Source organism: Novosphingobium sp. BL-S-19, assembly GCF_055521675.1.
Window position 1 is genome coordinate 1,094,835 of record NZ_CM145497.1, and the last position, 24,156, is coordinate 1,118,990.

The 24,156-nt window shown below is 62.0% G+C and carries 17 protein-coding genes and 1 pseudogene; 9 read left to right on the forward strand and 9 right to left on the reverse strand.

Annotation, left to right across the window (positions count from 1 at the left end):
- Nucleotides 1-48 precede the first annotated feature (48 nt).
- A pseudogene (locus tag ACZ1JV_RS04750) lies at nt 49-918 on the forward strand (aldo/keto reductase family oxidoreductase).
- Between the two features lie 34 nt (nt 919-952).
- On the opposite strand, the gene ACZ1JV_RS04755 reads toward ACZ1JV_RS04750, so the two are convergent.
- Nucleotides 953-1,597, reverse strand: coding sequence for an alpha/beta hydrolase (locus ACZ1JV_RS04755; protein WP_465148579.1), 645 nt, complete (start codon nt 1,595-1,597; stop codon nt 953-955).
- A gap of 367 nt (nt 1,598-1,964) precedes the next feature.
- On the opposite strand from ACZ1JV_RS04755, the gene ACZ1JV_RS04760 reads away from it, so the two are divergent.
- Both ACZ1JV_RS04760 and ACZ1JV_RS04765 read left to right on the forward strand, forming a co-directional pair.
- Complete coding sequence (locus tag ACZ1JV_RS04760) at nt 1,965-2,948, forward strand: hypothetical protein (RefSeq protein ID WP_465148580.1); 984 nt, start codon at nt 1,965-1,967, stop codon at nt 2,946-2,948.
- On the forward strand, nt 2,945-3,673 hold the full coding sequence (locus tag ACZ1JV_RS04765) for an ATP-binding cassette domain-containing protein (RefSeq protein WP_465148581.1): 729 nt from the start codon (nt 2,945-2,947) through the stop codon (nt 3,671-3,673). The genes ACZ1JV_RS04760 and ACZ1JV_RS04765 overlap by 4 nt, the downstream gene beginning before the upstream one ends.
- 295 nt (nt 3,674-3,968) lie before the next feature.
- On the opposite strand, the gene ACZ1JV_RS04770 is transcribed toward ACZ1JV_RS04765, so the two are convergent.
- From ACZ1JV_RS04770 to ACZ1JV_RS04785, 4 genes are read right to left on the reverse strand one after another with little or no spacing between them, the layout of a single operon-like run.
- On the reverse strand, nt 3,969-5,216 hold the full coding sequence (locus ACZ1JV_RS04770; protein ID WP_465148582.1) for a TolC family outer membrane protein: 1,248 nt from the start codon (nt 5,214-5,216) through the stop codon (nt 3,969-3,971).
- Nucleotides 5,209-7,629 (reverse strand): ABC transporter permease, encoded by a 2,421-nt coding sequence (locus ACZ1JV_RS04775; protein WP_465148583.1) that lies wholly within the window; start codon nt 7,627-7,629, stop codon nt 5,209-5,211. Before ACZ1JV_RS04775 ends, ACZ1JV_RS04770 begins: the two co-directional genes overlap by 8 nt.
- 11 nt (nt 7,630-7,640) lie before the next feature.
- Nucleotides 7,641-8,318: an ABC transporter ATP-binding protein gene (locus tag ACZ1JV_RS04780; RefSeq protein ID WP_465148584.1), complete on the reverse strand. Its 678-nt coding sequence runs from the start codon at nt 8,316-8,318 to the stop codon at nt 7,641-7,643.
- A gap of 15 nt (nt 8,319-8,333) precedes the next feature.
- A complete protein-coding gene (locus ACZ1JV_RS04785) occupies nt 8,334-9,635 on the reverse strand; it encodes an efflux RND transporter periplasmic adaptor subunit (protein ID WP_465148585.1) in 1,302 nt (433 codons plus the stop codon).
- 24 nt (nt 9,636-9,659) lie between these two features.
- On the opposite strand from ACZ1JV_RS04785, the gene ACZ1JV_RS04790 reads away from it, so the two are divergent.
- A complete protein-coding gene (locus ACZ1JV_RS04790) occupies nt 9,660-10,958 on the forward strand; it encodes a sigma-54-dependent transcriptional regulator (protein WP_465148586.1) in 1,299 nt (432 codons plus the stop codon).
- Nucleotides 10,900-12,111: a sensor histidine kinase gene (locus ACZ1JV_RS04795; RefSeq protein ID WP_465148587.1), complete on the forward strand. Its 1,212-nt coding sequence runs from the start codon at nt 10,900-10,902 to the stop codon at nt 12,109-12,111. Before ACZ1JV_RS04790 ends, ACZ1JV_RS04795 begins: the two co-directional genes overlap by 59 nt.
- Before the next feature lie 100 nt (nt 12,112-12,211).
- Here the strand turns inward: ACZ1JV_RS04795 and ACZ1JV_RS04800 are convergent, their stop codons facing one another.
- Nucleotides 12,212-12,844 carry a tyrosine-type recombinase/integrase gene (locus ACZ1JV_RS04800; RefSeq protein WP_465139753.1) on the reverse strand — a complete coding sequence of 211 codons (633 nt, stop codon included), beginning with the start codon at nt 12,842-12,844 and terminating at the stop codon, nt 12,212-12,214.
- Between the two features lie 330 nt (nt 12,845-13,174).
- Between ACZ1JV_RS04800 and ACZ1JV_RS04805 the strand changes: the two genes are divergently transcribed.
- The 3 genes from ACZ1JV_RS04805 to ACZ1JV_RS04815 all read left to right on the forward strand — a co-directional run bounded on the left by ACZ1JV_RS04805 (nt 13,175) and on the right by ACZ1JV_RS04815 (nt 16,156).
- Nucleotides 13,175-14,320 (forward strand): DJ-1/PfpI family protein, encoded by a 1,146-nt coding sequence (locus ACZ1JV_RS04805; RefSeq protein ID WP_465148588.1) that lies wholly within the window; start codon nt 13,175-13,177, stop codon nt 14,318-14,320.
- Nucleotides 14,313-15,320: a GlxA family transcriptional regulator gene (locus ACZ1JV_RS04810; RefSeq protein WP_465148589.1), complete on the forward strand. Its 1,008-nt coding sequence runs from the start codon at nt 14,313-14,315 to the stop codon at nt 15,318-15,320. Before ACZ1JV_RS04805 ends, ACZ1JV_RS04810 begins: the two co-directional genes overlap by 8 nt.
- A gap of 69 nt (nt 15,321-15,389) precedes the next feature.
- Nucleotides 15,390-16,156 (forward strand): IS5 family transposase gene (locus tag ACZ1JV_RS04815; protein WP_465148590.1). Its coding sequence is split into 2 segments (ribosomal slippage): nt 15,390-15,711 and nt 15,711-16,156, totalling 768 coding nucleotides; the frame shifts between segments, so codons are not numbered across the junction.
- Nucleotides 16,157-19,119: 2,963 nt separating this feature from the next.
- On the opposite strand, the gene ACZ1JV_RS04820 is transcribed toward ACZ1JV_RS04815, so the two are convergent.
- The 3 genes from ACZ1JV_RS04820 to ACZ1JV_RS04830 all read right to left on the reverse strand — a co-directional run bounded on the left by ACZ1JV_RS04820 (nt 19,120) and on the right by ACZ1JV_RS04830 (nt 23,078).
- On the reverse strand, nt 19,120-20,877 hold the full coding sequence (locus ACZ1JV_RS04820) for a TolB-like translocation protein (protein ID WP_465148591.1): 1,758 nt from the start codon (nt 20,875-20,877) through the stop codon (nt 19,120-19,122).
- A gap of 313 nt (nt 20,878-21,190) precedes the next feature.
- Nucleotides 21,191-22,240 (reverse strand): NAD(P)H-dependent amine dehydrogenase family protein, encoded by a 1,050-nt coding sequence (locus ACZ1JV_RS04825; protein WP_465148592.1) that lies wholly within the window; start codon nt 22,238-22,240, stop codon nt 21,191-21,193.
- Nucleotides 22,241-22,325: 85 nt separating this feature from the next.
- Nucleotides 22,326-23,078, reverse strand: coding sequence for an SDR family NAD(P)-dependent oxidoreductase (locus ACZ1JV_RS04830; RefSeq protein WP_465148593.1), 753 nt, complete (start codon nt 23,076-23,078; stop codon nt 22,326-22,328).
- A gap of 255 nt (nt 23,079-23,333) precedes the next feature.
- On the opposite strand from ACZ1JV_RS04830, the gene ACZ1JV_RS04835 reads away from it, so the two are divergent.
- Complete coding sequence (locus tag ACZ1JV_RS04835; protein WP_465148594.1) at nt 23,334-24,146, forward strand: SDR family NAD(P)-dependent oxidoreductase; 813 nt, start codon at nt 23,334-23,336, stop codon at nt 24,144-24,146.
- The last annotated feature ends 10 nt before the right edge of the window (nt 24,147-24,156 follow it).

Sequence of the window (24,156 nt, forward strand, 5' to 3'; positions counted from 1 at the left end):
GTTGGCAAGCTGTCCATATGCCTGGTCGCACCTTCAGGAGATTTGCACATGACCGACCTTGTACCCGCGAAGACCTTTGAACTTGGCGACCGTACCGTCAGCCGGATGGGCTATGGCGCCATGCAGCTTGCAGGGCCTGGCGTGTTTGGCCCGCCGCGCGATCGCGCCGCCGCCATTGCGGTCCTGCGCGCCGCAGTAGAGGCCGGGGTCAACCATATCGACACGAGCGACTTCTACGGACCGCACGTCACCAACCAGATCATCCGCGAAGCGCTGCATCCCTATACCGATGGTCTGATCATCGTGACCAAGGTGGGCGCGGTACGTGGCGACGATGCCGCGTGGCTCCCGGCGCAAAGCCCAACCGAACTGACGCAGGCGGTGCACGACAACCTGCGCAATCTGGGCCTGGAGCAGCTCGAAGTCGTCAACCTGAGGCTGATGGGCGATGACCACGCGCCGAGCGAAGGATCGCTCGAAGTACAATTCTCCACGCTTGCGCAATTGCGCGAGCAAGGCCTGATCCGGCATCTTGGCCTCAGCAACGTCACGCCTTCGTAAGTGGCCGACGCGCAGAGGATTGCGCCGGTGGTCTGCGTCCAGAATCAGTACAATCTCGTCCACCGTGCCGACGATGCGCTGTTGGAAGACCTAGCCGGCCAGGGGATCGCCTATGTCCCGTTCTTCCCGCTGGGCGGGTTCAGCCCGATCCAGTCGGATGCCCTTTCCCGGATCGCGGCGCGGCTCGATGCCAGCCCGTTGCAGGTTGCGCTGGCGTGGCTGCTGGCGCGTTCGCCCAACCTGCTCCTGATCCTAGGCACCTCGAGCGTTGCGCATCTGACCGAGAATATGGCGGCCGCGAACCTGCGGTTGTCGCAGGATGTTCTCGACGAGATGGACGTCGTGGCGGGCACCTGAAATCTGCCACCGTCAAAGGGTGGACGCGCGGTGTTCAACAGATCACGGTCCGGGCGAATGCCGCAGCTGCCTCAAGGCCATCCTGCCCAACGCTGTGGCCTAGCCCTGGCGAGACGTGCATCTCGACGGGCACGCCGGTTGCCGTGAGTGCGGCGTTGGCCAGATCCATGGAACGGAACGGCACGACCTCGTCTTCCGTACCGTGGATCAGCAGGACCGGAGGACGGCTGCGGATATCCGCTTCCAGCAAATCCGGTGCGACCAGCATGCCTGAAATCCCGATGATCCCGGCGACGGTTTCTTTCCGGCGCAAGCCGACGTGGAGTGCCATCATCGTCCCCTGACTAAACCCAATGAGTAGCAGCCGGTCGCCGGTCAACCCGGCCGCTTCGAGTTCTGCAGTAAGGAAAGCATCAAGAGCCGGCGCCGCAGCCGCCGCGCCGACCGCACGTTCCGCCGTCGAGAAGGTCTCGATCGGCCACCACTGGTAAGCGGCTGCCATGTGAGGGATCTGCGAAAGGGCATTCGGCGCCACAAAGGCCGCATCGGGCAAGGCGGGCTGGATCATGCGCGCCAGCGAGATCAGATCTTCGCCATTGGACCCGTATCCATGAAGCAGGACCACCAGTCCGGTGGGGGCCGTGCCGGAGAGCGTTGCGAGGCGGGGGCCGTTGAGCATCAGGATAATCCTTTTAGATTGGCGATCTCAGCATGAATGCCTGCATTGTGAAATGCGAGGATCCGACCTATTGAAGCCCTCCCGCCGTCGACCGTTCCGGTCACTCCATCGCCGATTTCTATTTTCCAGGATCAGACAGGCCGCTTTTCTATCCTACATGCGCAGCGCTGGGAAAGCCGCTGACCCGTGATTGTAGGTGCTACATAAGGGATTGTTGCCAACGCACTCCACCGAGCTAAGTTGATGCAATGATTGAGTTTGGGATTCACGAGGGCGCCCAGAAAATAATGAGTAGGTTTGCCCGGATCAGGTCTGGAGACGTGCTGAGCCGCAAAAGGTATCAGCCGCTTATCTTACGGAATACGAAGTGAACCGCTTGTTTCGGCAAGACAGGATGATCGGGTGGAACACGCTACGGATAACGTTCGCACTATGGCGTGATCGGGCGATTGCTGTCGTCATGCTACTTGGCGCTTTGGCGGTGGCACGCTCCTGGTTTGCCGACCAGTCTTGGACGGTTGCGGCGTGGGTTGCATTCGCGGCTGCTGCCATGACCGGCCTCGGGGCGAGCCGCCTTGTGTTGACGCGTCTCGCGTTCCAGGTCTCTGACGGACTATTCGCGGCCGATGCTCTGCATCCACGGACGCGCCGAAGCTATATGGCGGCATGGCACTGCGTCGGAATGGCGCTACTGATCCTGGTAACGCTGGCTGCCCGGCCGTCACTACTGGTCGTGAGCGTTCCCGCCTATTTAGGTGGGGCGCTACTCGCCGGTCTGACGAACTGCTTCAGGACACCGAAGCGCGTCACCGGCACGCCCCGCCCCGGATGGACAATTCGAGCTTGGCTGCACCGTCCGATCGCCGGGGTCATTGCGGCTGTGATCTTGTTTCTGTCGGTGCTGCCAGCGTGGGGACTGGACACCAACGCACTGACGGTTGTCGTCGGCATCGAAGCGATACTGCTCACCCTAACATTGACCATGGTCGATGACAGTGCCGTCCGTTTCATGACCATCGTTGGGCATGGATCGTCGCACATCATTGTTCTCCATAGCAGGGGTATGGCGTCATTCCTTGCTGTAGCGATGCCGGGAAGTTGTCTCATCGTCGGGCCGGCCGCAGCTGGCGTCGTTGTTGCCGCATGCGCTGCGGCGCTGTTTCTCCTGACTTTACGAACCCTTGCATACCGGCAGCACGGCAAGCGGCTTGCCGATCTCCTCGTCTCCCTATTCGCAGCACTGCTCATGTTCGTTGCTTTTTTCATGCCGATTGCTTTCCCCATCGTTGCCTTCGCCATGCTCTGGCAGCTGCAACGCAAGGGCCGCGCAAACACATGGTTGCTGGCATGAAATCCGCGATCCATCTCGTCGATGTAGCGGTCGAGCGTGATGGACGGCGGGTCATACAAGGCGTCGATCTGACGGTCGCGCGTGGATCATGGTTCGGCCTTATCGGCGCAAACGGATCGGGCAAGACCAGCCTGCTGCGGGCCCTCGCCGGAAGATTGCCGTTCACATCCGGATCATGTTGGGTGAACGGCGAGGAACAAACTTGGGATCGAGCCGGGCGCGCGATGTTTTTCGGCTTTTCTCCTCCGGCCGACAAGCTTCCGGATGCATTGCGAGGGCGCGATGTTCTCGAACTCGTCGGAGGAAATATGGACGATGTCCGCGTCCGCCTTGGCGCACTGCATGAAGCATTGGGCTTGTCCCCATTGCTCGAGCGCTGGATTGGCGATTGCTCCGCCGGGATGCGGCAAAGGATCGCAGTCGCCGCAGCGTTCGCTGGTTGTCACCGGCTCGTTATCTTAGATGAGCCGTTCAATTGGCTCGATCCCGTCGCGATCTTCGATCTTCGCGAGGTACTACGGCAAATGGTTGATGGCGGCCTTACACTGATAACCGCCCTCCATGACCTTGGAACATTGGCCTCCGCCTGCGATGCTGGCCTCATGCTCGCGGGTGGCAAGATCGCGTTGACGCTGGATGAAGATATGTTGCGGACTGCTGCCCGAAATCCCCTAGCCTTCGAGCGGCAGACGATCGACTTCCTTCGGTCCGGAGCGGCCGGGTAACTGGCGGAATAATAGCGATTAGGCAGGAACGGCGCGCGTAGTAGCGCGTTGCCGCGCTCGACCCTTTAGGGACGTTCAACGGACGATTTTCGCTTCCCAAGTTCGGACCGGCAGCTTTTCCAATCGGGACGCCCAGTACCGGCCGATTCCGGAATGTCTCGTGTGGGCAAGTGACCGCATTAAAGCCCCTCTGCCCCAAGGCGGGTGCCGCAGGCAGCACCGATCAGCCTCAGGAGCCAACAGGTGGTTGAATGGCCGTTGTGCCAACCTCCGCGCGTCATAAGGTCTCATCGTTCTACTCGTACGCAGCTCTGTCGAGCCGGCCCGTCACGCGCAGCAAAGCGGCCTCGGCCGCCAACACGTCGGACCTAGCTAGAGCGACGGCGAGCTGCGCCGCGCGAAAACTCTGGTCGGCCACGAGAATGTCGACCGTCGAACGCAAGCCGAAACCATATTCTGCTCGAACGCCTTTGAGTGCGAGGTCGGCGGCGGCAAGTCCTTCGCCATTGGCGCGAAGCCTGCCTTGAGCCGCTGTCAACATTGCCCAAGCCGTGTCCACACCGCGTAAGGCCTCGCGCTCGGCTGCGTCGGCCAGGAACCGCTCCGCCCGATTGTTCGCCTCCGCTTGCCTGAAGCGCGAGGAAACGAGGCCGCCGGTCAGCAAGGGCACCCGCAGCGTCATCCCGACCGAGGCGGCGTTCTCAAAGTCGCGTACACTGCCGCTCGAAAGCTTTTCGCCTCGCCCGTAGACACCGCCAAGATCAATGGAAGGCGCACCCTCCGCCCGTGCCTGATCGATACGTGCCCTGGAGGCTTCAACCGCAAGGCGCTGCTGGAGCAGCAGGGGATTGGACGCTTCCGCTGCCCGGCGTGCTTCGTCTTTGCTGGCGGGCAGCGCGGCGGGTGGCGGGACTTCCGCCGTTAGTGTGCCGGCATCGCGCCCCACCGCAGCCCGGTAGGATGCCGCGGCTGTGGCTAGTGCGCCTTCAGCATCGGCCAGGTTGGAGATGACGGTGGAGCGCTGTGCCTCCAGTTGCGCCACGTCGGTGCGGGTCGCTTGCCCGAGATCGTAGCGAGCACGGGTTTCGGCTACTTGCGTGTCGAGCCGTTCGATGCCGACGCGGGCCACTTCCACTGCCTGCTGGTTGTAGAGGAGCGCGGCATAAGCGGAGACGACCCCTTGCAGGATTGCAGCTTCGGTGTCGCGCAGCCCTTCCTCTCCTGCCGATACATCGCCGTTTGCGGCACGCACCGCCGAGGAGACCCGGCCGCCGGTCCAGATCGGTAAAGCAACATTCGCAGTCAGCGATGCTGCTTTGCCATAGCCCTGACGGTCGTAACCGGTGTCGCCATCGACCGACAGCGTCGGGCGGGCCAGCGCGCGCTCCTGCTCGGGCGTTTCGGCTAAGGCTTCCTGCCGAGCACGGGCGGCGGCAAGCTGCGGATTGGTTTCGTATGCTGCCGCGATAGCATCACCCAGTGTCTCCGCCGAGGCCGGAGAGGCGATCAGCAGGGCAACCAACCATACCGCTCGCTTATTCATGACGAAGCGCCCAGGCCGGAGCCGCACGACTGGCGCGAAGCGATTGCCCCAAAACCGTCAGCACCGCGATCACTGTCGCCAACAGGCTTCCCCCGATGAAGAAGAGCGGGGAAAGCGCGATGCGGTCGTCAAACCCGGCCAGCCAGGTCCGCATCGCCGCGAAGGCAAGCGGCCAGGCAAGCAGGTTGGCCAGCAGCACTGGACGCAGGAACTGGCCGACCAGCAGTTTGGCGATATCGCCGGAGGACGCGCCCAGCGTCTTGCGGATGCCGATTTCCTTGATCCGCATCTGGGTGTTGTACGAGGCCAGCCCCCAGAGCCCCACGCAGCCGATGAGCACGGCAAGGCCTGCGCCGATGGCGAAAAGCCGCGTCGCCCGCTCGTCCGCCTCGTAGAATTTGCCAAGTTCGGTGTCGGCGGTTGCAGAGTCGAACGGCACTTGCGGGGCCATCCGCTGCCACAGCTGGCGCAGGCGTTCCATTGTCTCGCGCGGATCGCCCTGGAAACGCACGGAGACGACCGGCGTGCTGAGTCTCTCCGGCTCGCGATAATAGATATAGTAAGCCGCGCTGTTGGGCTCGCGCGGGGAGAAGAAACGCATGTCCTCGACGACGCCGATGATCGTGCGCGGGGTGCCGCCGCCGACGGTCTTGCCCACGGCATCCTGCGCGGAGCGGAAGCCCAGCGTGGAGATGGCACGGCGATTGATGACGATGTTGTCTGTTTCGCCGGAACCGTGGGAGCGGACATCGTCGTCGCGGTGCGCCTCGTCGAACAGCCGCCCGGCGAGCAGCCTCGCGCCGTAGACCGCGAAGAAATCAGGGCCTGTTGCGATCCAGCGCAGCGAAGGTCCGGATCCCGCGACGCCGGGCAGCGGGACATTGATGGCGTTGTTCTCGCCGCTGCCGCCTGCCGCGCTGTTGGCGATGGCGACGCCGCGAACTCCCGGCAAAGCGCGCATCTCGGAAACAATCGCGCGGCGCTGCGCAGCGTCCAGGAGATCGGTGGCGAACGAGCGCACCACCAGCAATCCCTCGCGCTGGAAGCCGAGATCGGACTGGCGGACATGGCGTGTCTGCGTAACCAGCACGGTCGTGGCGATTATGAAGGCTATCGCGAGGCTGAACTGGAGAACGACGAGCGCTTCGCGCAGGCGGATTCCGGATCGTCCTCCGCCGGGGCTTCTGGCCGAGGCGAGGACCGCTGCGGCGGGGAAGCGGGAAAGCACGATGGCAGGGTAGAAACCGGCAGCCAGTCCCACGACAATGATCAGCAGCGCCAGCGCGGGAACAACCTGCCCATAGGGAATGGCGAGCGAGAGCCCGCCTGCGGCATTGACCAGCGGCAGGCCGAGTTCGGCGAGGATCAGGCCGAACAGCGCCGCCACGGCAACGGTCAGCATGGCTTCGCTGAGGAACTGTCGCACAAGGGCATTGCGGTCGCCGCCGAGGACCTTGCGCATGGCGACTTCGCGTGCGCGCATATTGGCCCGAGCCGTGGCCAGATTCACATAGTTCACGATGGCGACCAGCAGGGTCAGCAGACCGACGATGGCGAGGGTGACGACGGTAATTTTTCCCGAAGCGCTGGCACGTCCTTCAGGCTCCAGATGTGCCTTGGCGATGGGAAGAAAGGAGAGTTGCAGCGTTTTCCATGCATCCTTTCCCAAGTCCTTGAGCGCGCGGCGGTCTACAAAGGCTGGCAGCTTCTGCGCGAAGGCGCGGGCATCGGCGGGCGTGCCGAAACGCAGGTAGGTTTTGACGGACGTGCCACCCCAATTGTACCAATTATCGTTCAGCGCTCCCTTACGCATCGGCACGAGAACGGAGAGCTTCAGGTCGCTGTTCTTCGGCAGATCGTGAAACACGCCCGCAACACGGAAGTTTTCGGTTCTGTCGGTGCCGATCGTCAGCACCTGGCCAATAGGATCGCTTTCTCCGAAATAGCGCCGCGCGAGGGTCTCGCTGATCAGCGTATTGCCAGGTTGTTCCAGGGCCTTCCCACTGCCGCTTAGCATGGGAAGATCGAACACCTCGAAGAACGAGGGATCGACGAGGGCCAGATCGACGGTATGCGCCGCGCCGCCCCGGATGACGGCGCCGCCGCCCTCGCCGCCGAGAATGCGGGTGCCGACGATACCGGGAAAATCCTCGCGCATCTGTTCCAGCAGACCGCCCATCGTATAGGAATAGGCGCCGTTGAACGGGCTTTCCGGTATGTTCCACACGGTCTGCACCACATAGATGCCGTCATGGCGGGGCAGCCATTTTTCGTAGCTGGTCTCGAACCGGGCATAGAGGCTGAGGACGAGGAACACCGCGATCCCCACCGCCAGTCCGCCGACGTTGAGCGCGGCATAGAGCTTGTGGCGAGTGAGCGAGCGGTAGAGCGAAAGCAGGGCGAAGCGGTTCATCCTTGGCCCCCTCAGATCGATCGCATGGCCGAGGCGACGATGCGCCCGTCGAGCATGTCGATCCGGCGCTTTGCCATGTCGGCATGGCTGGGCGAGTGGGTGACCATGACGATGGTCGCGCCCTCGTCGTTGAGGGCCTGGAGGATATTCATCACCTGCTCGCCATTGGCGGTATCGAGGTTGCCGGTCGGTTCGTCCGCGAGGATCAGCTTGGGATCGCCGACGATGGCGCGGGCGATCGCCGCACGCTGTTGCTGGCCGCCTGAAAGCTGGTGCGGGAAGTGGCGTGCGCGATGGGCGATGCCGACTTTGTCCATCGCCGCCGAGACGCGTGCGCGGCGGTCTCCGCCATTGGCGCGGTAGGCGAGGCCGAGGGCGACGTTCTCCTCGATGGTCAGTTCGTCGATCAGGTTGAAGCTCTGGAACACGAAGCCGAGCGTGGAGCCGCGAAACTTCGCCAGATCCTTCTCGCCCATCGCGGCCAGATCTTGTTCGCCGAACAGATAGCGGCCGCCGGTGGGCCGGTCGACCGTGCCCAGCGTGTTGAGCAGGGTGGACTTGCCGCAGCCCGAAGGCCCCATGATGGCGAGGAATTCGCCAGCAGCGACCTCAAGGTCGATATCGCGAAGCGCGGTCGTCTCCACGTCGTCGGACACGTAGCGGCGCTGGATATTTTCCAGACGGATCATGAGCATAGTTCCCTGTTAGCGGAGATTGAGGATGTCGCCGGTGATCGACGAAGTATTGGAGGTGACGATGCGTTCGCCTGGCTGAAGGCCCGAGAGGATTTCGACCTGTTCGGGATTTCGGCGACCGGTTTTCACCGCACGGCGGCGAGCATGGGCGCCATCGGCGTCGAGCACGAAGACCGAGGTGCCGCCGCCCGTTTCCAGCCAGCCGCCGACCGGAGCGACCAGCGCAGGCGCGGTGCTGGCCAGAGTGATGCGGATATCGAGCGTTTGTCCGCGATTGAGCCCGGCGGGCGGCGCGCCCGTGAAGTCAAGCTCTGTCCGGAAACGGCCGTCCTTCACGGCGGGTAGGACTTTCGAGACGGTCAGGCGGGCGCCGTCCACGGCGGCTTTCTGGCCCACGGCCACGCGGCGAAGGTAATATTCATCGACATCGGCGGTCAGCTTCCACGAGCCTTCGCTGTCGACTTGCCCGGCCGGATCACCCGGTTTCAGCGCCTGTCCCGGCTGGATCGTGAAGTTGGTGAGGCGGCCGCCCATCGGCGCGCGGATCGTCAGCGCATCGAGGCTGGCGCGCACGGCGGCGAGATTGCGTTCGAGGCGGCTGCGGGTGTCGTTCAGGCGCGCGCCTTGCGTGGCGGTAATGCCCGCCTCCCGCGCGCTGCCCGACTGCAACTGGGCCAGTCGCTTCTGCTGGTAGTCAGCCTCTTCGGCATAGCTGCGCACCCCGGCATCGGAGAGATAACCCTGATCGTAGAGTTGCTGGCGGATCGCCAGTTCGCGCCGCGCCTTGATGAGATCGTAATTGGCCTGCGCGACCTGTCCGGCGCGGTCGATGCTATTGCGCTCGATGCCGAGGTTTTCGCCCGCCACGCCGCCAAGCTGGCTGGCGATCTGCGCCTCGCGGGTCAGCACGTCGAGCCGGAGTTCGGGGTTAGCCAGCGAGGCCAGCGGCTGACCTTCGGAAACCATGGCGCCGTCCTGTACGAGCAGTTTCTCAACCTGCCCACCTGCGAGCACGCCGACCAGCGTGGTGACTTTCGGTGCGACCGTCGCGCGCACCGGCAGATAGTCGGCGAAAGGCGCGCGGCTTACGGTGCCGGTTTCGATCTGGGCAGCAGCAATTTCGGTCGATCCGCTGGCGGGGAGCAACTGCCAAAGCAGCACCGCAGCCACCACGCTCCCGGCAATCGCCAGAACGGCGGGCCGCCGCCATAGCGGAGCGCGGCGGCGCTCAACTTTGCGATCCATCTCCGCGCCGGGGGAAACGGTTGCATGTACGGGCTGTTCGGTCATCATGGAGGCAGTGTCACTCATCTCCGCCGGAAAGCCTAAACACCGATGAATGCTGGAGTTTTTGAACATGCCGGTTCCGATGACCGTCCGCTGGCGAACACACTGTCCGCAAATGGACAGTCGGGCGGCCTGTCAAGCGACGGTGCGATTCTCCTGATCGACGATAACCCTGCCGTGGCTGGGGCCATGGCGATCGCATTTCGCATGGCCGGGCGCCGGCTCGATACTGCCGGCGGACCGGAAGAGGCGCTATCGCGCCTTGCCAGTCGGCGGTTCGACGCCATCCTGCTCGACATGAATTTTACCCCCGGCCAATCGAACGGAGAGGAAGGGCTCGCCTTGCTCGCGCGGATCATGGCGGACGATCCGGCAGCCTGTGTTGTCGTCATTACCGCGCACAGCGGCATCCGGATCGCGGTTGCGGCGATGCAGGCGGGGGCGCGGGACTTTGTCATGAAGCCTTGGCGGAACAGCGAACTCGTGGCCAAAGTGGAGGCTGCCGTTGCGCGTGAGGCACCTGCCGGCCCCGTCCCGACTTTCACGGCGGTCGATGCAGAACCCGTTCGCTTGCTGGGTGAAAGCACGGCGATGCAGGCTCTGCGCGAACTTATCCAGCGCGTTGGGCCGACGCCTGCCGGGGTGACGGTAACCGGACCGTCCGGTAGCGGACGCACGCTTACGGCAATGGCTGTCCATGCAGCTTCGGGGCAGGCCTTGGGGCAGCCGCCAAGGATCGATCTGCGCGATGAGAGTGCGTGGTCCCGTTTGCAGGACAGTAGCGGTACAGTGATCCTGCGCTATCCTGACAAGCTCGGTGAAGTGGCACAGGCGCGCCTGTTGGATCGTCTGCCGCCTTCCGTCCGCTGTATTGCGATTGCTGACGATCTCACCGCGCTGACGCCGGCCTTGCGGCGGCGCATCGCGACTATCGAAATCCCTATGCCGCCGCTCGCCCAGCGAGAGGGCGATAGCGTCCTGCTGGCCCGGCACTTTGCGCGCCTGGCGGCGGAACGCTTCGCGCGGCCCACGCCCCAGCTGACGGCAGCGGCCGAAGAGGCGATCCGCGCGACGGTGTGGGAGGATGAAGTGCGCGGTCTTGCTCTGGCCATCGAACGCGCGGTGCTACTGGCGGAAAACGGCACGATCGATGCTGCCGCGCTGGCATCGCCCGTGCTGCAGGTCGCTGGCGGCGTGGTGGAAGCCAGTTTCGACCTTACCGATGCCGAAAAGTCGATGATCGAGGCGGCCCTGCGCGAACACCGCCACAATGTGACGCACGCTGCCAGTGCTCTGGGGCTCAGCCGCGGGGCTCTGTATCGCCGCATGGCGCGCTATGGGCTCTAGGTTACGAGCGATCCTGACCGGTATCGCGCTTGCGCTCAGCGGTGTGGTGGCGAGCGAGGCCTGGCACCGGGGCATGTGGGGCACGCTGACCGGAGCCGGGTTGGTCGCGGTCTGGATCGTGCTGCTTCACGCCTGGCGTTCCGGCCTCGACGGAGCGCCCGTAGCCATGACAGCGGCGCCCTTGGCAAAGCGGATCGATTCACATCGCCTTTTGCTCGATGCCGCACCCACGCCGATGCTCGCCATTGAGGGCGGGAGTGCGCGGGCGCTGAACCGGGCGGCGCGACGGATTTTCGCGACCGACGACAGAGTACTGCCCTTGCCGACTGCGCTGACCGATGGCGAGACCAGCCATTTCCGCCACGAAGGACGCAGTTGGCGGATCGATCGGGTCCAACTGCCGGCAGAAAACCACGCCGTGGTTACCCTTATCGACATCGAGCAGGAAGAACGCGCGGCGGAAGCGCGGGCGACGGCAGAAATGATCCAGGTCCTCGGCCACGAATTGCTGAACGGCCTCGCCCCGGTCGCCTCGCTGGCCGAAAGCGGTCTTGCCGCCATCGATCGTCCGGTTACGGACAAGCCGCTGCTGCGCGAAATCATGGGCACGTTGACTCGCCATGTGGAAGGGCTTCAACGTTTCGTCGAAGGTTACCGCCTGCTGGCGCGATTGCCCGAGCCGAGCATCCGTCCGGTCCCGGTCATGCAACTGGTCGGGGACATTGCCCGGCTGTTCGAGGTCCGCTGGCCGCAAGTGGCGCTTTCACTTGATGTGGCGGATGTATCGTCATGGCCGGTAGACCGCGATCAGGTCAGTCAGGCTCTCTGGGCGCTGATCCAGAACGGCGCGGAAGCGGCGACGACCGATCGCGGCGGCGGTGCACGCATCGAGATCGCCGTGCACCGCTCGGACGCGGGTCTGGTAGTCGAAGTGCGCGATAACGGTAACGGCATCCCGCCCGGCAATGAAAACGCGATTTTCCGGCCGTTCCACACGACCAAGGTTGAAGGCACCGGCGTCGGCCTCAGCCTCGCGCGCCAGATCGCCCATGCCCATGGCGGGACACTCTCGATGCACCGAGCCGACCAAACGATATTTCGTTTATTTTTGCCAGAGCGAACTCATTCTGTTGATCGGCCCCATTTTCCATAACCGGCGGATTTCAAGATCGATTACCCAACCGCTGAATGGCTGAGAATAGGCGGTAGCGGCAAGGGCCTGGCTCCTCGCACCCGCAAGGAGCCAGCCAATCTCAGATTTCAGTGCCTTCTGCGAGCGTCAAAGCATCCTCCACGTCCATGCCGAGGTATCTGACCGTGCTTTCGATCTTCGTGTGCCCAAGCAAAATCTGGACGGCGCGGAGATTTCCAGTCGCCTTGTAGATGATCGACGCCTTGGTTCGCCGCAGAGAGTGGGTGCCATAATCTTCGCAGGGCAGTCCGATTCCCGTGACCCATTCGTCAACAAGGCGAGCATATTGCCTGGTGCTTATGTGGGCCGCGTGATCGGTTCGGCTAGGGAAAGCAAAGTCCTCCAAGGACCCACCCCGCAGTTCCAGCCATTTGAGTAGGCTGGCACGAGCATCGTCCATCAGTTCAAACTGTACTGGCCTGCCGGTCTTTTGCTGAACCACCGTTGCCCGCGTCCGAATTTTCCGGTCACAAACGATGTCGCTGATCCTGATCTTCACCAGATCGCATCCGCGCAATTTACTATCTACGGCGAGGTCAAAGAGGGCTCTGTCCCGAACTCGTTCATGCTGATCGAGAAAGAAACGGATTGCCCAGATTTGACGGGGTTTGAGCGCTCGCTTCGCGCCAACCTTCCGCCCAGCGTTCCATGATACCCGGTCGCGAGCGGCGGGATCAAACTCTGATAGTCCCATGACACATCTCCTAGGGCCATGATGGCCACAGGTAGAACGCGTGAGAGAAGGGCCGACCCATTCAAGACTTTCAGCCCTTAATTTTCGACTCTTAGGTGCAGCCCGTCCGCTTTGCGATCCTGGGTGCTCAAGATGGCCGTTTTCTGCGCGACAGCTTTTCGCCCGGGATATGTGCACAGGTGCCATTCCGCTGCCATCCGAAGTTGAGCTTGATCTGTTCCGCCGTGGTTGTGGCTGACCACACTGGCAGAAAATGACGGAACATCGGCATTTGAGCGGTCCGTGTTTAAGCCCATGAGAGTAGCTACTTTCACTCGGAACGGCTCTATCATGTATTTCAACCGCAGTGTTCGCGCCTCAATGGCTCTCTTCTCCGCAGCAAGCCTGATCATCGGTTGCGGTTCAATGGCAGCGAGCGCAACGGCCAAACAGAATCGTGCCGCCCCGCAAACAGTCGACGAGCGTATCACGCCCTATCAGGCGCGCATTGGCCGCACGCGGCCTGTCATCGCCGTCGTCGGAGAGAACAGTGGAACCGAACTGACCGACTATGTCATCCCTTACGGAATTCTGCGCGAAGCCGATATCGGAGAGGTTATCGCGGTTGCGACCAAGCAAGAGCCGATGACGATGCGACCTGCCCTACGCCTTCAGCCGCAGGCCTCCACGGCCGAATTCGATGGGCAATATCCGGAGGGGGCAGACTATGTGGTGGTCCCGGCGGTATCCCGGCGCGATGCCCCTGCCTTGCTTGCCTGGATCCGGGAGCAGGCGGCGAAGGGCGCTACGCTGGTGAGCATCTGCGACGGCGCACTCGTGCTTGCTGGCAGCGGCGTGATGGACGGACATCGCGCCACTGCGCATTGGGCAACGGCAGGCTATCGCCGCAAGCAATATCCAAATATTCACTGGGTCGATAACCGCCGCTACGTTGCGGATGGAACGATAGTTTCCAGCGCGGGGATCAGTGCCGCCATACCCACGTCACTGGCACTGGTCGAGGCGATTGTGGGGCATGAGCGCGCCGCTTCGATTGCATCGAAGATCGGCGCATCGGACTGGAGCCTGGTCCATGACAGTCGGCGTTTTCATCCAAAACTCGGCCGCAATCTGTCGGCTTTTGCAGTGACAGAATATTTCAATCGCTGGTTCCACAAGACGCAGGCCTTCGGGTTTCCGGTCAGCACGGGCGTGGACGAGGTCGCTTTGGCGTTTGCAGCTGACGCTTATAGCCGCACCGGCCGGGCGCGGGCTTATGCAATCGGTGCCGGTCAGGCGCCCGTGCAGACACTGCACGGCTTGACCGTTCTGCCCGATGCTCCTGCCGAGGGACAGAATATGCGCACCGTAGCAGTTCCCACCGACAAGCCTGCACTCGCCCTGGACAACGTACTGACCGATATCGCCCGGTCATACGGCAGGCAGACGGCCTATGGCGTAGCACTCGGATTCGAGTATCCCGGCTTCCATGATTGACGCTGCCATCGACATGCCTGTTGGACGCACGGCACGATCCTTGCGGGTGGTCCTCCTCGCCCATGACGGTATGAACCTTCTAGACCTTGCCGGACCGCTACAGGCGCTCGTCACTGCCAATCGGAGCGCCGCTGTGGGAGATGTCGCCCGCTATGAGACGATTGTCGCGTCAGGTTTCGGTGGCGCGATCGTCACCAGTTCGGGGCTGCCCGTGGTCACGGTCTCGACTGCGTCTCTCGCAGACTTGCCGATCGACACGCTGATCGCACCGGGCGGGTGCTGGGGTGACGAATACGACGTCGACCCGGCGCTGCGCGACTTCATCCTCGCTCGCGCGGACTCGGTACGGCGTCTGTGTTCGGTGTGCACCGGTGCGTTTCTATTGGCGGCGGCAGGTCAACTCGATGGTCGCAAGGTGGCGACGCATTGGGCATGGCTGGACAAGTTGAAGGGGCGACATCCCACGCTCGAAGTTGATGCGGACAGCATCTTCATTCGGGACGGGTCGTTATGGACATCCGCGGGTGTCAGTTCTGGCATTGACCTTGCGCTTGCCCTTATCGAGGAAGATTTCGGCCCGCGAGTAGCGATCGATGCCGCACGGCAGATGGTGGTGTTCATGAAGCGAGCGGGCGGGCAATCGCAGTTCAGCGTACCCCTTGCCGCGCAGACACGAGACAACGGTTTCGTCGAGCTGCACGCCTGGATGGCCGCCAATCTCGCATCGGACCTGTCGGTTCCCCGCCTTGCGGACCAAGCAGGCATGGCTCCGCGCACCTTCGCGCGCACCTATTTGAAAAAGGTTGGTCAAACGCCTGCCAAAACGGTCGAGCGGATGCGGTTGGAGGCTGCATGCAGGGCCCTTGAAGAGACGAATCTTCCGCTCAAGAGTGTCGCCGTCCAATCAGGCTACGGTGACGAGCAGAAGCTTCGACGCGCATTCCAACGCCACCTCAACTCCACCCCGACAACCCACCGCGCGCGCTTCTCCCGTCACTAGGTCACATACCCATAAATGGGATTCCAAAAGGGGTGGCGATCTGATTCATTCTCCGGGAAGGAAATTGAGATGGCACGGTTCGATTTGACGGATTTCGAGTGGTCGGTGATCGAGCCGTTAATGCCGACGAAGGTGCGAGGGGTTCCGCGTGTTGATGACCGGCGAGTTCTCAATGGCATTTTTTGGCGGTTGCGCACGGGCGCTCCCTGGGCGGATATTCCGGCGCGATATGGACCGCATACGACGTGCGTGAACCGTTTCAACCGCTGGCGCAGGGCCGGCCATTGGGCTCGAATATTGGAAGCGGTGTCAGTGGCTTACGAAGGCGATGTGCAGATGATCGATAGCTCTTCGATCCGGGTTCACCAGCACGGTGCCAATGGTGATAAAAAGGGGGACCCGGTTGCATGGGTCGTTCGCGCGGCGGCCTGACGACCAAAATCCATGCGCTAGTCGATGCCAATGGCTTGCCGATCGCACTCAAACTCACCGCTGGCCAAGCGCATGATGGCCGCAGCGCTGCCGATATGATGGGCACTCTGACCGATGGCGACGTGTTGCTCGCCGACCGTGCCTATGACAGCGACGCGCTCAGGATCGAGATGGCCGCTCGCGGCGTCTGGGCCAACATAAAGCCTATGCCAAACCGCAAGCGCCGTCCCGTCTTCAGCGCCTTCCTTTATCGATATCGCAACCTCGTCGAGCGCTTCTTCAGCAAACTCAAGCAATTCCGCGCCGTCGCAACCCGCTACGACAAGCGAGACGACAACTTCCTCGCTTCAGTCCAACTCGCCTCCATCCGAATTTGGCTGCGCCATAATGAGTCGGTGGCCTAGGGCGCTTTCCTGAAAATCAAACCCGCCCGGGATGGCATGACCTGCCGCGTGGTAACATTTTGCGGTGATAAGGCGCGACAATCAGCGTCGGAATTTACGCCGAGCCGTTCGGACTGGCTAGCCAATTCGCCATTTCAGCCATTCGTCCGGACGCTTCTTTAACAGAACTCACCGTCCATTTTCAGGGTCGGCAAAATGACTGCCGAATGGACGGCTTGGGCGCCTGGAAGCCATTCCCTCGACGGGTACCCTGAAGCCCCTTCCGCACCCGACCGTAAGCGTCCGACCGCAACCGTTGGCGGCAGAAATCGACCCTTTGAGGTCATTCAGCAGCGAGTTTTTCGTTCCCAGGTGCGGACGGACCGCTTTCCCATTCTGGACGCCCAACTCTGTCTGAAACCGGCCTGACCGCTCTCCCGCAAACCATTCGCGTTGGCGCTGCCTAGGCTGCACTGACCGTCCGGTTTCGGGATTGCCGGAAGGGCCGTTATAGGGCTGAAATGCGGGCGCTTGCCGACAGGCAGTTCGAGCTGAGATCGATCCATCAACTCATGGCCGTGAAGAGACTGTCCGGTTCTGGCAGGCGAGATAAAGCAGCCGGCAAACCTGAGGTGGCAGACCAACGATGCGTAGGGTTTCGACGTGCGGCACAACGCTGGTGATCGTGCGACGTACCGTGTCCACCCGCGACGTGTCGCCGCGATGCATCTCACTCCTCGTTATCGATGAACGGCGAGGTCAGGTCGATGATAGCGGCGTCGTTCATCGCCCAAACGTGGTTCGCTTTGGGGAATTTAACGCATTCAGGGATTACCCTAATAAGACATTGCATAAAACTCGATTACATTGTCGATTGTGGGATTAAGTTCTACGGTTAGGGATGTTATATGCCAAGGCAAGAGAAGAAAGGCAGTGTTCGACCGAATCGAGTGGCTGGGACAATTTTGGCGCAAACTGCCACAGGGCCAATTTTTCGATCTAATCAGGCTTATTCAATTCTTCCGCTATCTTGCGTTTTGTCAACATTACAGGAAATTGCCTCGCGCATTGACAATCATGACCGGGTGGTACTGTCGTCACTTGCGCAAAGAGTATCTGGAGATCTCGCGTTCAGCGCATGGGCAAAACTGTCATTGCAGCTTGCCGGACAGCTGTCACGTGCTGGTCCGAGCAGCAAAGTAGCATTTATTCGGGCAGTCGTCGCGCGATGCGATCGCTCCGGCTTCGCGCCAGGACTGGAGAGCGTCGCTTGCAGCGCACTAAACGCGGCTTGGCCGTTCCTGACCGTTAGCGAAATTAGGGTCTGCCTGAACCGTACCGGGAAACTAGCAGCCTCACGCCTTGCCGAACAGAAGCATGTTCCGGTTCTTGATCCGGTCAGCCGATCGCTTTCGATCCTTAAGCCAGGACAGCTTGGGAAAATCGACGGAGACGAATGGATCAGGAACGTCGCTGCAGCTCGGGACCATTTTGCCGAATTACCATCAACAACGTCACTAAATGGGGTGGGGAGTAAGCCGGACCTAAGTGGTCTACCCGGCCATGGGGGCAACGCTGATGCAGGATTGAATAGCTTAGCTGCCGGTCTCTTGGGTTATCGCTCCGGGCATAAAAATACGCCTTCATTGGCAGGCCTTCCGGGCCAAAATGGGGCCGGACAAGACAGCGCCGACAGCACCGTTTCTGGCCTCACTGGCGTTGGCCCGCTCGGAAGGACTGGCAGTCTTTTCGATCCTCTTCCCGGCCAGAACGATGATGGAACTGGAGGCTGGCAAAGCGCCCTGTCTGACCTTCTTGGCAGCGGACCGGGTCGACTTGGTCCAAATGGCTTTGAAGACGCGACACCACCCCTATGCGCCGACCGGCTATCTTGGGCCTCAAGGCGCACAGGGAGCTTATAGCGACTTCATGATCTGGACTGGAAAGGTCATGCAAGGCGCCGGCAGCATGCTAGGGGGGGCCGCGATCGGTGCCTTGATAACTGGTGCCGGTGCGCCCGCTGCGGTTCCGCTCGCAGCTGACGGGTTAGTTCTTGTCGGCTTAGGCGCCGCGCTGGAAGTCCATGGCAGCAATGCGAACGCCCGAGAGCAGGCGGAACAGCAAGCAAGCTCGAATGGCACGCCAGCTCCAACGGTTACGACAACGCCTGGTGCGCCGGCAGGCGCGAAGACGATTACTGTCCCGCCCGTTGTCATTACGGGCGGGAGCTCATCGACAATCACAATCCCCCCTGTGGTAATCGGACCCGACGATCCGCCGCCGCCTGAGCCTCCGAAAGATGATCCCCATGAAGGCGACCTTTACCTCGATCCGGATGGCAACGGAGGTGGACCGACCATGATTTGGGATGAGAATGGCGGGGGAGGCACTCCCAACACTATATGGGATGAAAGCGGAGGTGGTGGAACTCCAAACACCATCTGGGACGAGAATTTCGGAGGATCTGGGCCTAAAACGCGTCCTACCGCTACCCTCGTGGCAGAAACGCTAGTCGGTCCGGGGCTGCGGGCCCAATTCGCGCAGGTTGGACCTGGGACGATCGTCTACTGAACCTAGTTAGGGTAGATAGGCGGCTACCAGCCACCGCGAATCTGACCGACCGCTTTCGGAATCGTCGAAGTGGCTGCCAAACGGCTGAATTGGGGGCGGTTGCTGCCGATGGATTTTTAGCAAGCTGGACGTTGGGAGTGTCTGGTTTCGGGTGTCGGGAACTCAGAACGAGAAAGTCGCGAAGGTCCCAGCCTCAGCCAATCGGGCAACCAGGCGTCAGACATCTAAGAGCAGCAGGTTTTGGCTTGGTTGAGGGCGGTTGACCGCGCGCCCATGTCGGCTCGGAAGCTATTGGTGTTGCATATCCGGGGGAATGTGGGATCGAAGGTTACGGTTTTCTCTCTCGAGGGCGGTGATTACCTGCCGGTGCAACCCAACCATCAATCCCACTGACCGAAATCTGGATCGGTGATTTAAGTTCCCGGAGCAGGTTTCCTGAACGTCTTCCGGTCGATGGTCGTAGTCAGGTCGCCTTCCAACGGCTCTCCTAGAGGGCTGATGACGAAGCCGCCTGGTTCCGAAGTCCTTTTTGTACCGGTTTGTGCGCCGCTTGAACGCAAATTCGAATGCCAGACTATCCGGGGGCGCCCCTCCTGCATCAAGAGTTCGGCGCTCTCCGTTCCATCGATCATGTGAGTGCCATCGTCTGTGAAGCCGCAGTATGTTGCCGAAACATAGGAAATTCGACCATTTGCGGCCTTGCGGATTTCGACAAGAGCCTTGCCGCCCTTCCAGCCTTCCATTGTGAACTTTCCAGCGGGTGCAGAAGGATACCGCTTCGGCATCGGATCTCCTGCGCGATATCGAGTTCCCCAGGGCACAGAGAGCGCTGCCGGTGGAACTTTGCGGCCAAGAGGTAAGGCGGAGCGCTCGGGTAATCGTGCGATCATCAGTCGCGTATGCCTTCCGCCCGGTTCGTTCGAGATCGGGCAGGGTAATGGATTGCCGCCGCCGCAGTCGGGCGAAGTCACTAGCGCCTGCCAATAGACGACATTCGTGCCATCGGGCGACCATGCCGGATCAGCGCGCGCGTTCCAATTGGGATCGCTGGGGCTTCCGGGAGCACCGTCGCCGGCATTAAGCTGCTGACCGCGATAGTCCCCTCGATCGCCCCACCGGTCGATGAGGATCGGCTGGAAGAAGCGGCGCATGCCGTTGCGATAGCCGAACTGAGCACTGAGCATGACCATGCGCGTCAACTCATCGGTCAGCGGTGGGATGCCCTGCATGGCACCGTAGTACATGTGCCGATCAACCGTACGGTTATCGAAGACCACGAACCATTTGTCGTCGGGGGACATCAGGATGGGGTCGGCATAGCCAGGGGCCGATGTTAGCCGCTGAGACTGGCCGGATTGGAGGCTGGTGATGAACATGTCCACATTGCCGGATTCGGGCATGCCCATGCCGACGGCGTTTCTTCCGTCACGCGTCCATCCTCTTGCCTCGCCAATCGCGCCTTTGGGCGGATTATGGATCAGGCGACCCGGCTTCTTGGGGTCTTCGTGAAACGGAGTGAAGTCCGGCGAGGTGGCATTGGTCAGGACCCAGACATCGTCGAGCTCATAGCGTGGTGCCAACGGCAGGCCGCTGCGCGGCGCTGGGTTGAACCTGAGCCTGCCAACGAGACCGTGCTGGTCGATGTCGGGCCCAGTGGCATTCATATGGCTCCACATCAGATGCTGGCCATCCGGATTGAGGCGCAGTTCGCGCATCGAGCCGCCGGGGCCGCTTCCATCTGCCGTCGCATTCCAGCGGATAGGATAGATTAGGATGCGATCGGGCGTGCAGCGGTCGTCCGTCAGCTTGTATGTGCCGCAATCGACGACGTTGGTCCCCGCGACGATCTTTGTATCGCCGGGGAATGCCTGGGGATGGTCCAGGCTCAACCACCCGGCGCTCTGCGGGACGCGGCGCCCGTGTTCGTTGGTGGAAGCGGGGTTCGCGTCGCGGCGGGCCTCGGCCGGCACGCCGCACGTTATGCATTTCCAGGCGTCGCCATTGGAAAACACTGTGCCGTCGGTCTTGATGGCGATGACCTGTGGGCCATCGTAAATGGAGCCAGTGCCCGGTGCCGCAGGCGCCCCGGCGAACTGGACGGTGAGAAGGACGTGCCTGGCATCTCCCATGTAGGCAGGGCCTTCGACAATGCCGTCATCGGCGGCGGTCATGCAGCCGGTTCCTCGCGGATTGACGTCTGACGAGCAGGCACCGGCGGCTTCGGATGGCGCGGTGGGAGGCAAGGGAAGTGTTACGATGTCCACGCGTTCGGGTTTCGGGGGCGGCGGTGCTGCTTCAGAGGCCGACGAGACGGGAATCGACGCAATTCCGGCGCCAAAACAGGCCAATGCAATGGCTATGCTCGCGGGTTGACCGGCCGGTCCGCGCAGGCGCGCACGCTCGGTTCTGGGCATATCGGTTCTCTCCGGAAATCTTTTGGTATTGCCACGCGGTAGTGCGTGGCCAAGACGGAAGGGCGTTTGTTCAACTCAATCGTGCGAGCACCGGCGGCAAGGTCGCAGTCGTGGCGATACCAGGCGAAGCGGCACAGATGCTGGGTATCGCGTTGACGGGGCGATGGGCGGTCAGGTTGGGGAGGGTGTTCTGGCGTTCGCCATGCGGGATGGGAAAGCCGATGCTGATGTCGAGCGGCGTGTCGCCTTCAACCGTGACCCGCCATCCGTCTCCGCGAAGATCCCAGGGCTGATCGAGTTGGTCGGTCACGAACCAGTTGCAACGAAAGCGCATGACGGGCTTTCCGCCGCGATAGCCGGTGGTGACCATTCGCTGCCCCGCAACGGAGCCTGGCGGAATAGTGCTTTCATGGAGTTTGACCGGAACTTTGGCGAGCGCCACTTCACTGGAAACTTCGAACCGCTCGATCTCGATGCCCACTGCTTGTGCGAGGGCGCGCAATGAATGGTTGAAGACTGCATCCCGCTCGTAAAACGGACGCCGGGCAAACACTTCTGGCGTTTCGCCAAAGCCCATAATGCCGACCAGCATTTCCTCCGAGCAGCCGTCGATGCAATTGGCGAACTCATCGATGGTGAGAAGGTCGAGGCGCCGAGCCAGTGACAGGAGGACCAAAGGGAGAGCTTCGGTTATGAAGCCGGGGCTGCTGCCGGAGCTGTGCAACGTCGCATTCCCTGCAGCGCAGGCTGCCTCTATGCGATCGCGAATGGCCGCATCCATGCTGCCGGGATGGAAGAACTCCGCCCGCGTCGACGAGATATTGATGCCGCTTTCCAGAAGAGCGCAGACATCGTCAAAATCGGTGTGTTCGGGCATATAGAGTACGCAGTCTGGCCTGAGTGCCAGTACCGACGCCAGATCGCGAACCGCCTTGATTCCGGTTTGCGGCATTCCGCATAGCTCTCCGGCGTCCTTGCCTTCTTTGGTGGGCGAGTAGACCTTGACCCCGACTAGCTCCATGTCGGGGTGAGTCAGAACGGCGCGCATGGCTGCTGCGCCAACTGTTCCCGTGGCCCATTGCACCACGCGCAGCTTTCGGGCTTCTGATGGCTTGCTCATTGCCTTCTCTCCCAGGCATTTTCAGGTGGAGCGGCGACAGGTCCAAGCGAGAACCTCGCCTGATGCCGTCGCCGGAGACCCGCCTTTATCCGATGAACATGCCGCCATTGACGGCGAGTACCTGGCCAGTGACGTAGCTGGCGCCATCCGACGCCAGGTATTCACAGGCTGCTGCGATGTCGTCCGGAGTGCCGGGACGCGGAATCGGGATGTGCTGGGAGATGACTTCCAGCGGCGGGAACGTTCCCGCTGCAACACCGGCCTCGGCCATGGGGGTGGCGACGACCGAAGGGGGGATGGTGTTGACGGTAATGCCCTGGCCGGCGAATTCGCGGGCAAGGGAGCGGGTCAGCCCGATCACGCCGGCCTTGGCGGCGGAATAATGCGCGCGGTCTGATGCCCCGGACTGCGCCGCCTGCGACGAGATGGTGATGACACGGCCCCAACCGGAATCGACCATGTCGGGCAAGGCGGCCTGAACCGTATGGAAAACGCCGGTCAGGTTGATGTCGATCATGCGCTGCCAGGTTTCGACGGTCACGTCCTGAAAGCGAATGCTCTCGGAAATGCCGGCATTCGCGATCACGATAGCGATCGGGCCGAGTTCTCCGCGAACGTCTGCGTAGGCGGCTTCGACACTCTCCCGATCGGAAACGTCGACCTTTCGCGCGACAATACGCGCGCCCTGCGCCCGAAGCGCTTCACTTTCGCGCTCCAAAGCTTCCTCCTGGACGTCGAGCATCGCGACGGGGTGGCCTTTGCTCGCAAATAGCCGCGAGACTCCGAGGCCGATACCCGACGCTCCGCCCGTGACGACGACGACACGATTGGCAACCATTCCTTCTCTCCCGCTTGTGGCGCTCGGCAAGAGCTCGCCTACGCCTTTTCGTGTCCGGCAAACGATCTTCGGTCATGCCAGTTTGTGCGATATTGTGGCGCACAACTTGAAACCTGTCCAGCCTGCAGATAGGCAAGCGTGCGTCACGATTCGAATGCGCGGTGCAATCGATCCTGGTCAGCAGGAACCTTTTGATGGCGCCGTTATCAACCAACAGTGGAGCCGGGCCGAGCTCCACAAACAGGAGAAATGGGGATGCCAGTGCCAGACGTTTCGGAGCGCTCGCTCGATCAACTGATCTCGCTCAAGGGGCGCAGTTCGGTCGTTACCGGTGCCGCCTGGGGGCTTGGAAAAGCCGCTGCGCGGCGCCTTGCGGAGGCTGGAGCCGCCGTTCTAATTGCCGATATCGATGAGGAGGGCGCTGCCGCAACTGCCAAGGAACTGGCCGAGCGCTTCTCCGTGGATGTAACTTCGACCCGTCTCGATGCCGGCGATACTGCGTCGATCACGGCCGCAGCGGATCTGGCCGAGAGCCGGTTCGGTAAGCTGGACATCTGGGTGAACAACGCGGGCATACCTTCGTTTTCCCCGCTGCTCGACCTTAACGACGATGAGTTCGATAACGTCCTCGCGATCAATCTACGCGGCTCCTTCGTTGGAGCCAGGGAAGCCGCGCGGCGGATGATTGCAAAGGGGCAGGGCGGCGTGATCGTCAATGTCGCTTCGCTGGCCGGTGTCATGGGCATATCTGAAGGCCAGGCCGCCTATTGCAGCTCGAAGCATGGCGTAGTCGGTTTGACCAAGCAACTGGCGATCGAACTGGGTTCGCAAGGCATTCGGGTGCTCGGCATCGCGCCGGGATTCTCGCTGACCGAGAAGACCATGTTCATTGCTGATTGGGACGAGGAAACCATCAAGGCATGCCCGATTCCGGGCATCGGCAGCAGCCGTCTGGGCCGGGTCGGTGTCGCCGACGACATTGCCCGGGCCATCCTCTTCTGCGCATCGGACATGGCCATGTTCATGACCGGCAGCACGTTGCTGCTCGACGGCGGAATGGCGGCCTGAATGGTGGCGG

Bases quoted from the DNA above. Each gene is read 5' to 3' on its own strand.
- ACZ1JV_RS04765 (WP_465148581.1), top strand. From the start codon at position 2,945: ATGAAATCCGCGATCCATCTCGTCGATGTAGCGGTCGAGCGTGATGGA.
- ACZ1JV_RS04790 (WP_465148586.1), top strand. From the start codon at position 9,660: ATGAATGCTGGAGTTTTTGAACATGCCGGTTCCGATGACCGTCCGCTG.
- ACZ1JV_RS04800 (WP_465139753.1), bottom strand. From the start codon at position 12,844: ATGGGACTATCAGAGTTTGATCCCGCCGCTCGCGACCGGGTATCATGG.
- ACZ1JV_RS04775 (WP_465148583.1), bottom strand. From the start codon at position 7,629: ATGAACCGCTTCGCCCTGCTTTCGCTCTACCGCTCGCTCACTCGCCAC.
- ACZ1JV_RS04770 (WP_465148582.1), bottom strand. From the start codon at position 5,216: ATGAATAAGCGAGCGGTATGGTTGGTTGCCCTGCTGATCGCCTCTCCG.
- ACZ1JV_RS04830 (WP_465148593.1), bottom strand. From the start codon at position 23,078: ATGGTTGCCAATCGTGTCGTCGTCGTCACGGGCGGAGCGTCGGGTATC.
- ACZ1JV_RS04780 (WP_465148584.1), bottom strand. From the start codon at position 8,318: ATGATCCGTCTGGAAAATATCCAGCGCCGCTACGTGTCCGACGACGTG.
- ACZ1JV_RS04825 (WP_465148592.1), bottom strand. From the start codon at position 22,240: ATGAGCAAGCCATCAGAAGCCCGAAAGCTGCGCGTGGTGCAATGGGCC.
- ACZ1JV_RS04785 (WP_465148585.1), bottom strand. From the start codon at position 9,635: ATGAGTGACACTGCCTCCATGATGACCGAACAGCCCGTACATGCAACC.
- ACZ1JV_RS04820 (WP_465148591.1), bottom strand. From the start codon at position 20,877: ATGACCGCCGCCGATGACGGCATTGTCGAAGGCCCTGCCTACATGGGA.
- ACZ1JV_RS04835 (WP_465148594.1), top strand. From the start codon at position 23,334: ATGCCAGTGCCAGACGTTTCGGAGCGCTCGCTCGATCAACTGATCTCG.
- ACZ1JV_RS04805 (WP_465148588.1), top strand. From the start codon at position 13,175: ATGTATTTCAACCGCAGTGTTCGCGCCTCAATGGCTCTCTTCTCCGCA.
- ACZ1JV_RS04810 (WP_465148589.1), top strand. From the start codon at position 14,313: ATGATTGACGCTGCCATCGACATGCCTGTTGGACGCACGGCACGATCC.
- ACZ1JV_RS04755 (WP_465148579.1), bottom strand. From the start codon at position 1,597: ATGCTCAACGGCCCCCGCCTCGCAACGCTCTCCGGCACGGCCCCCACC.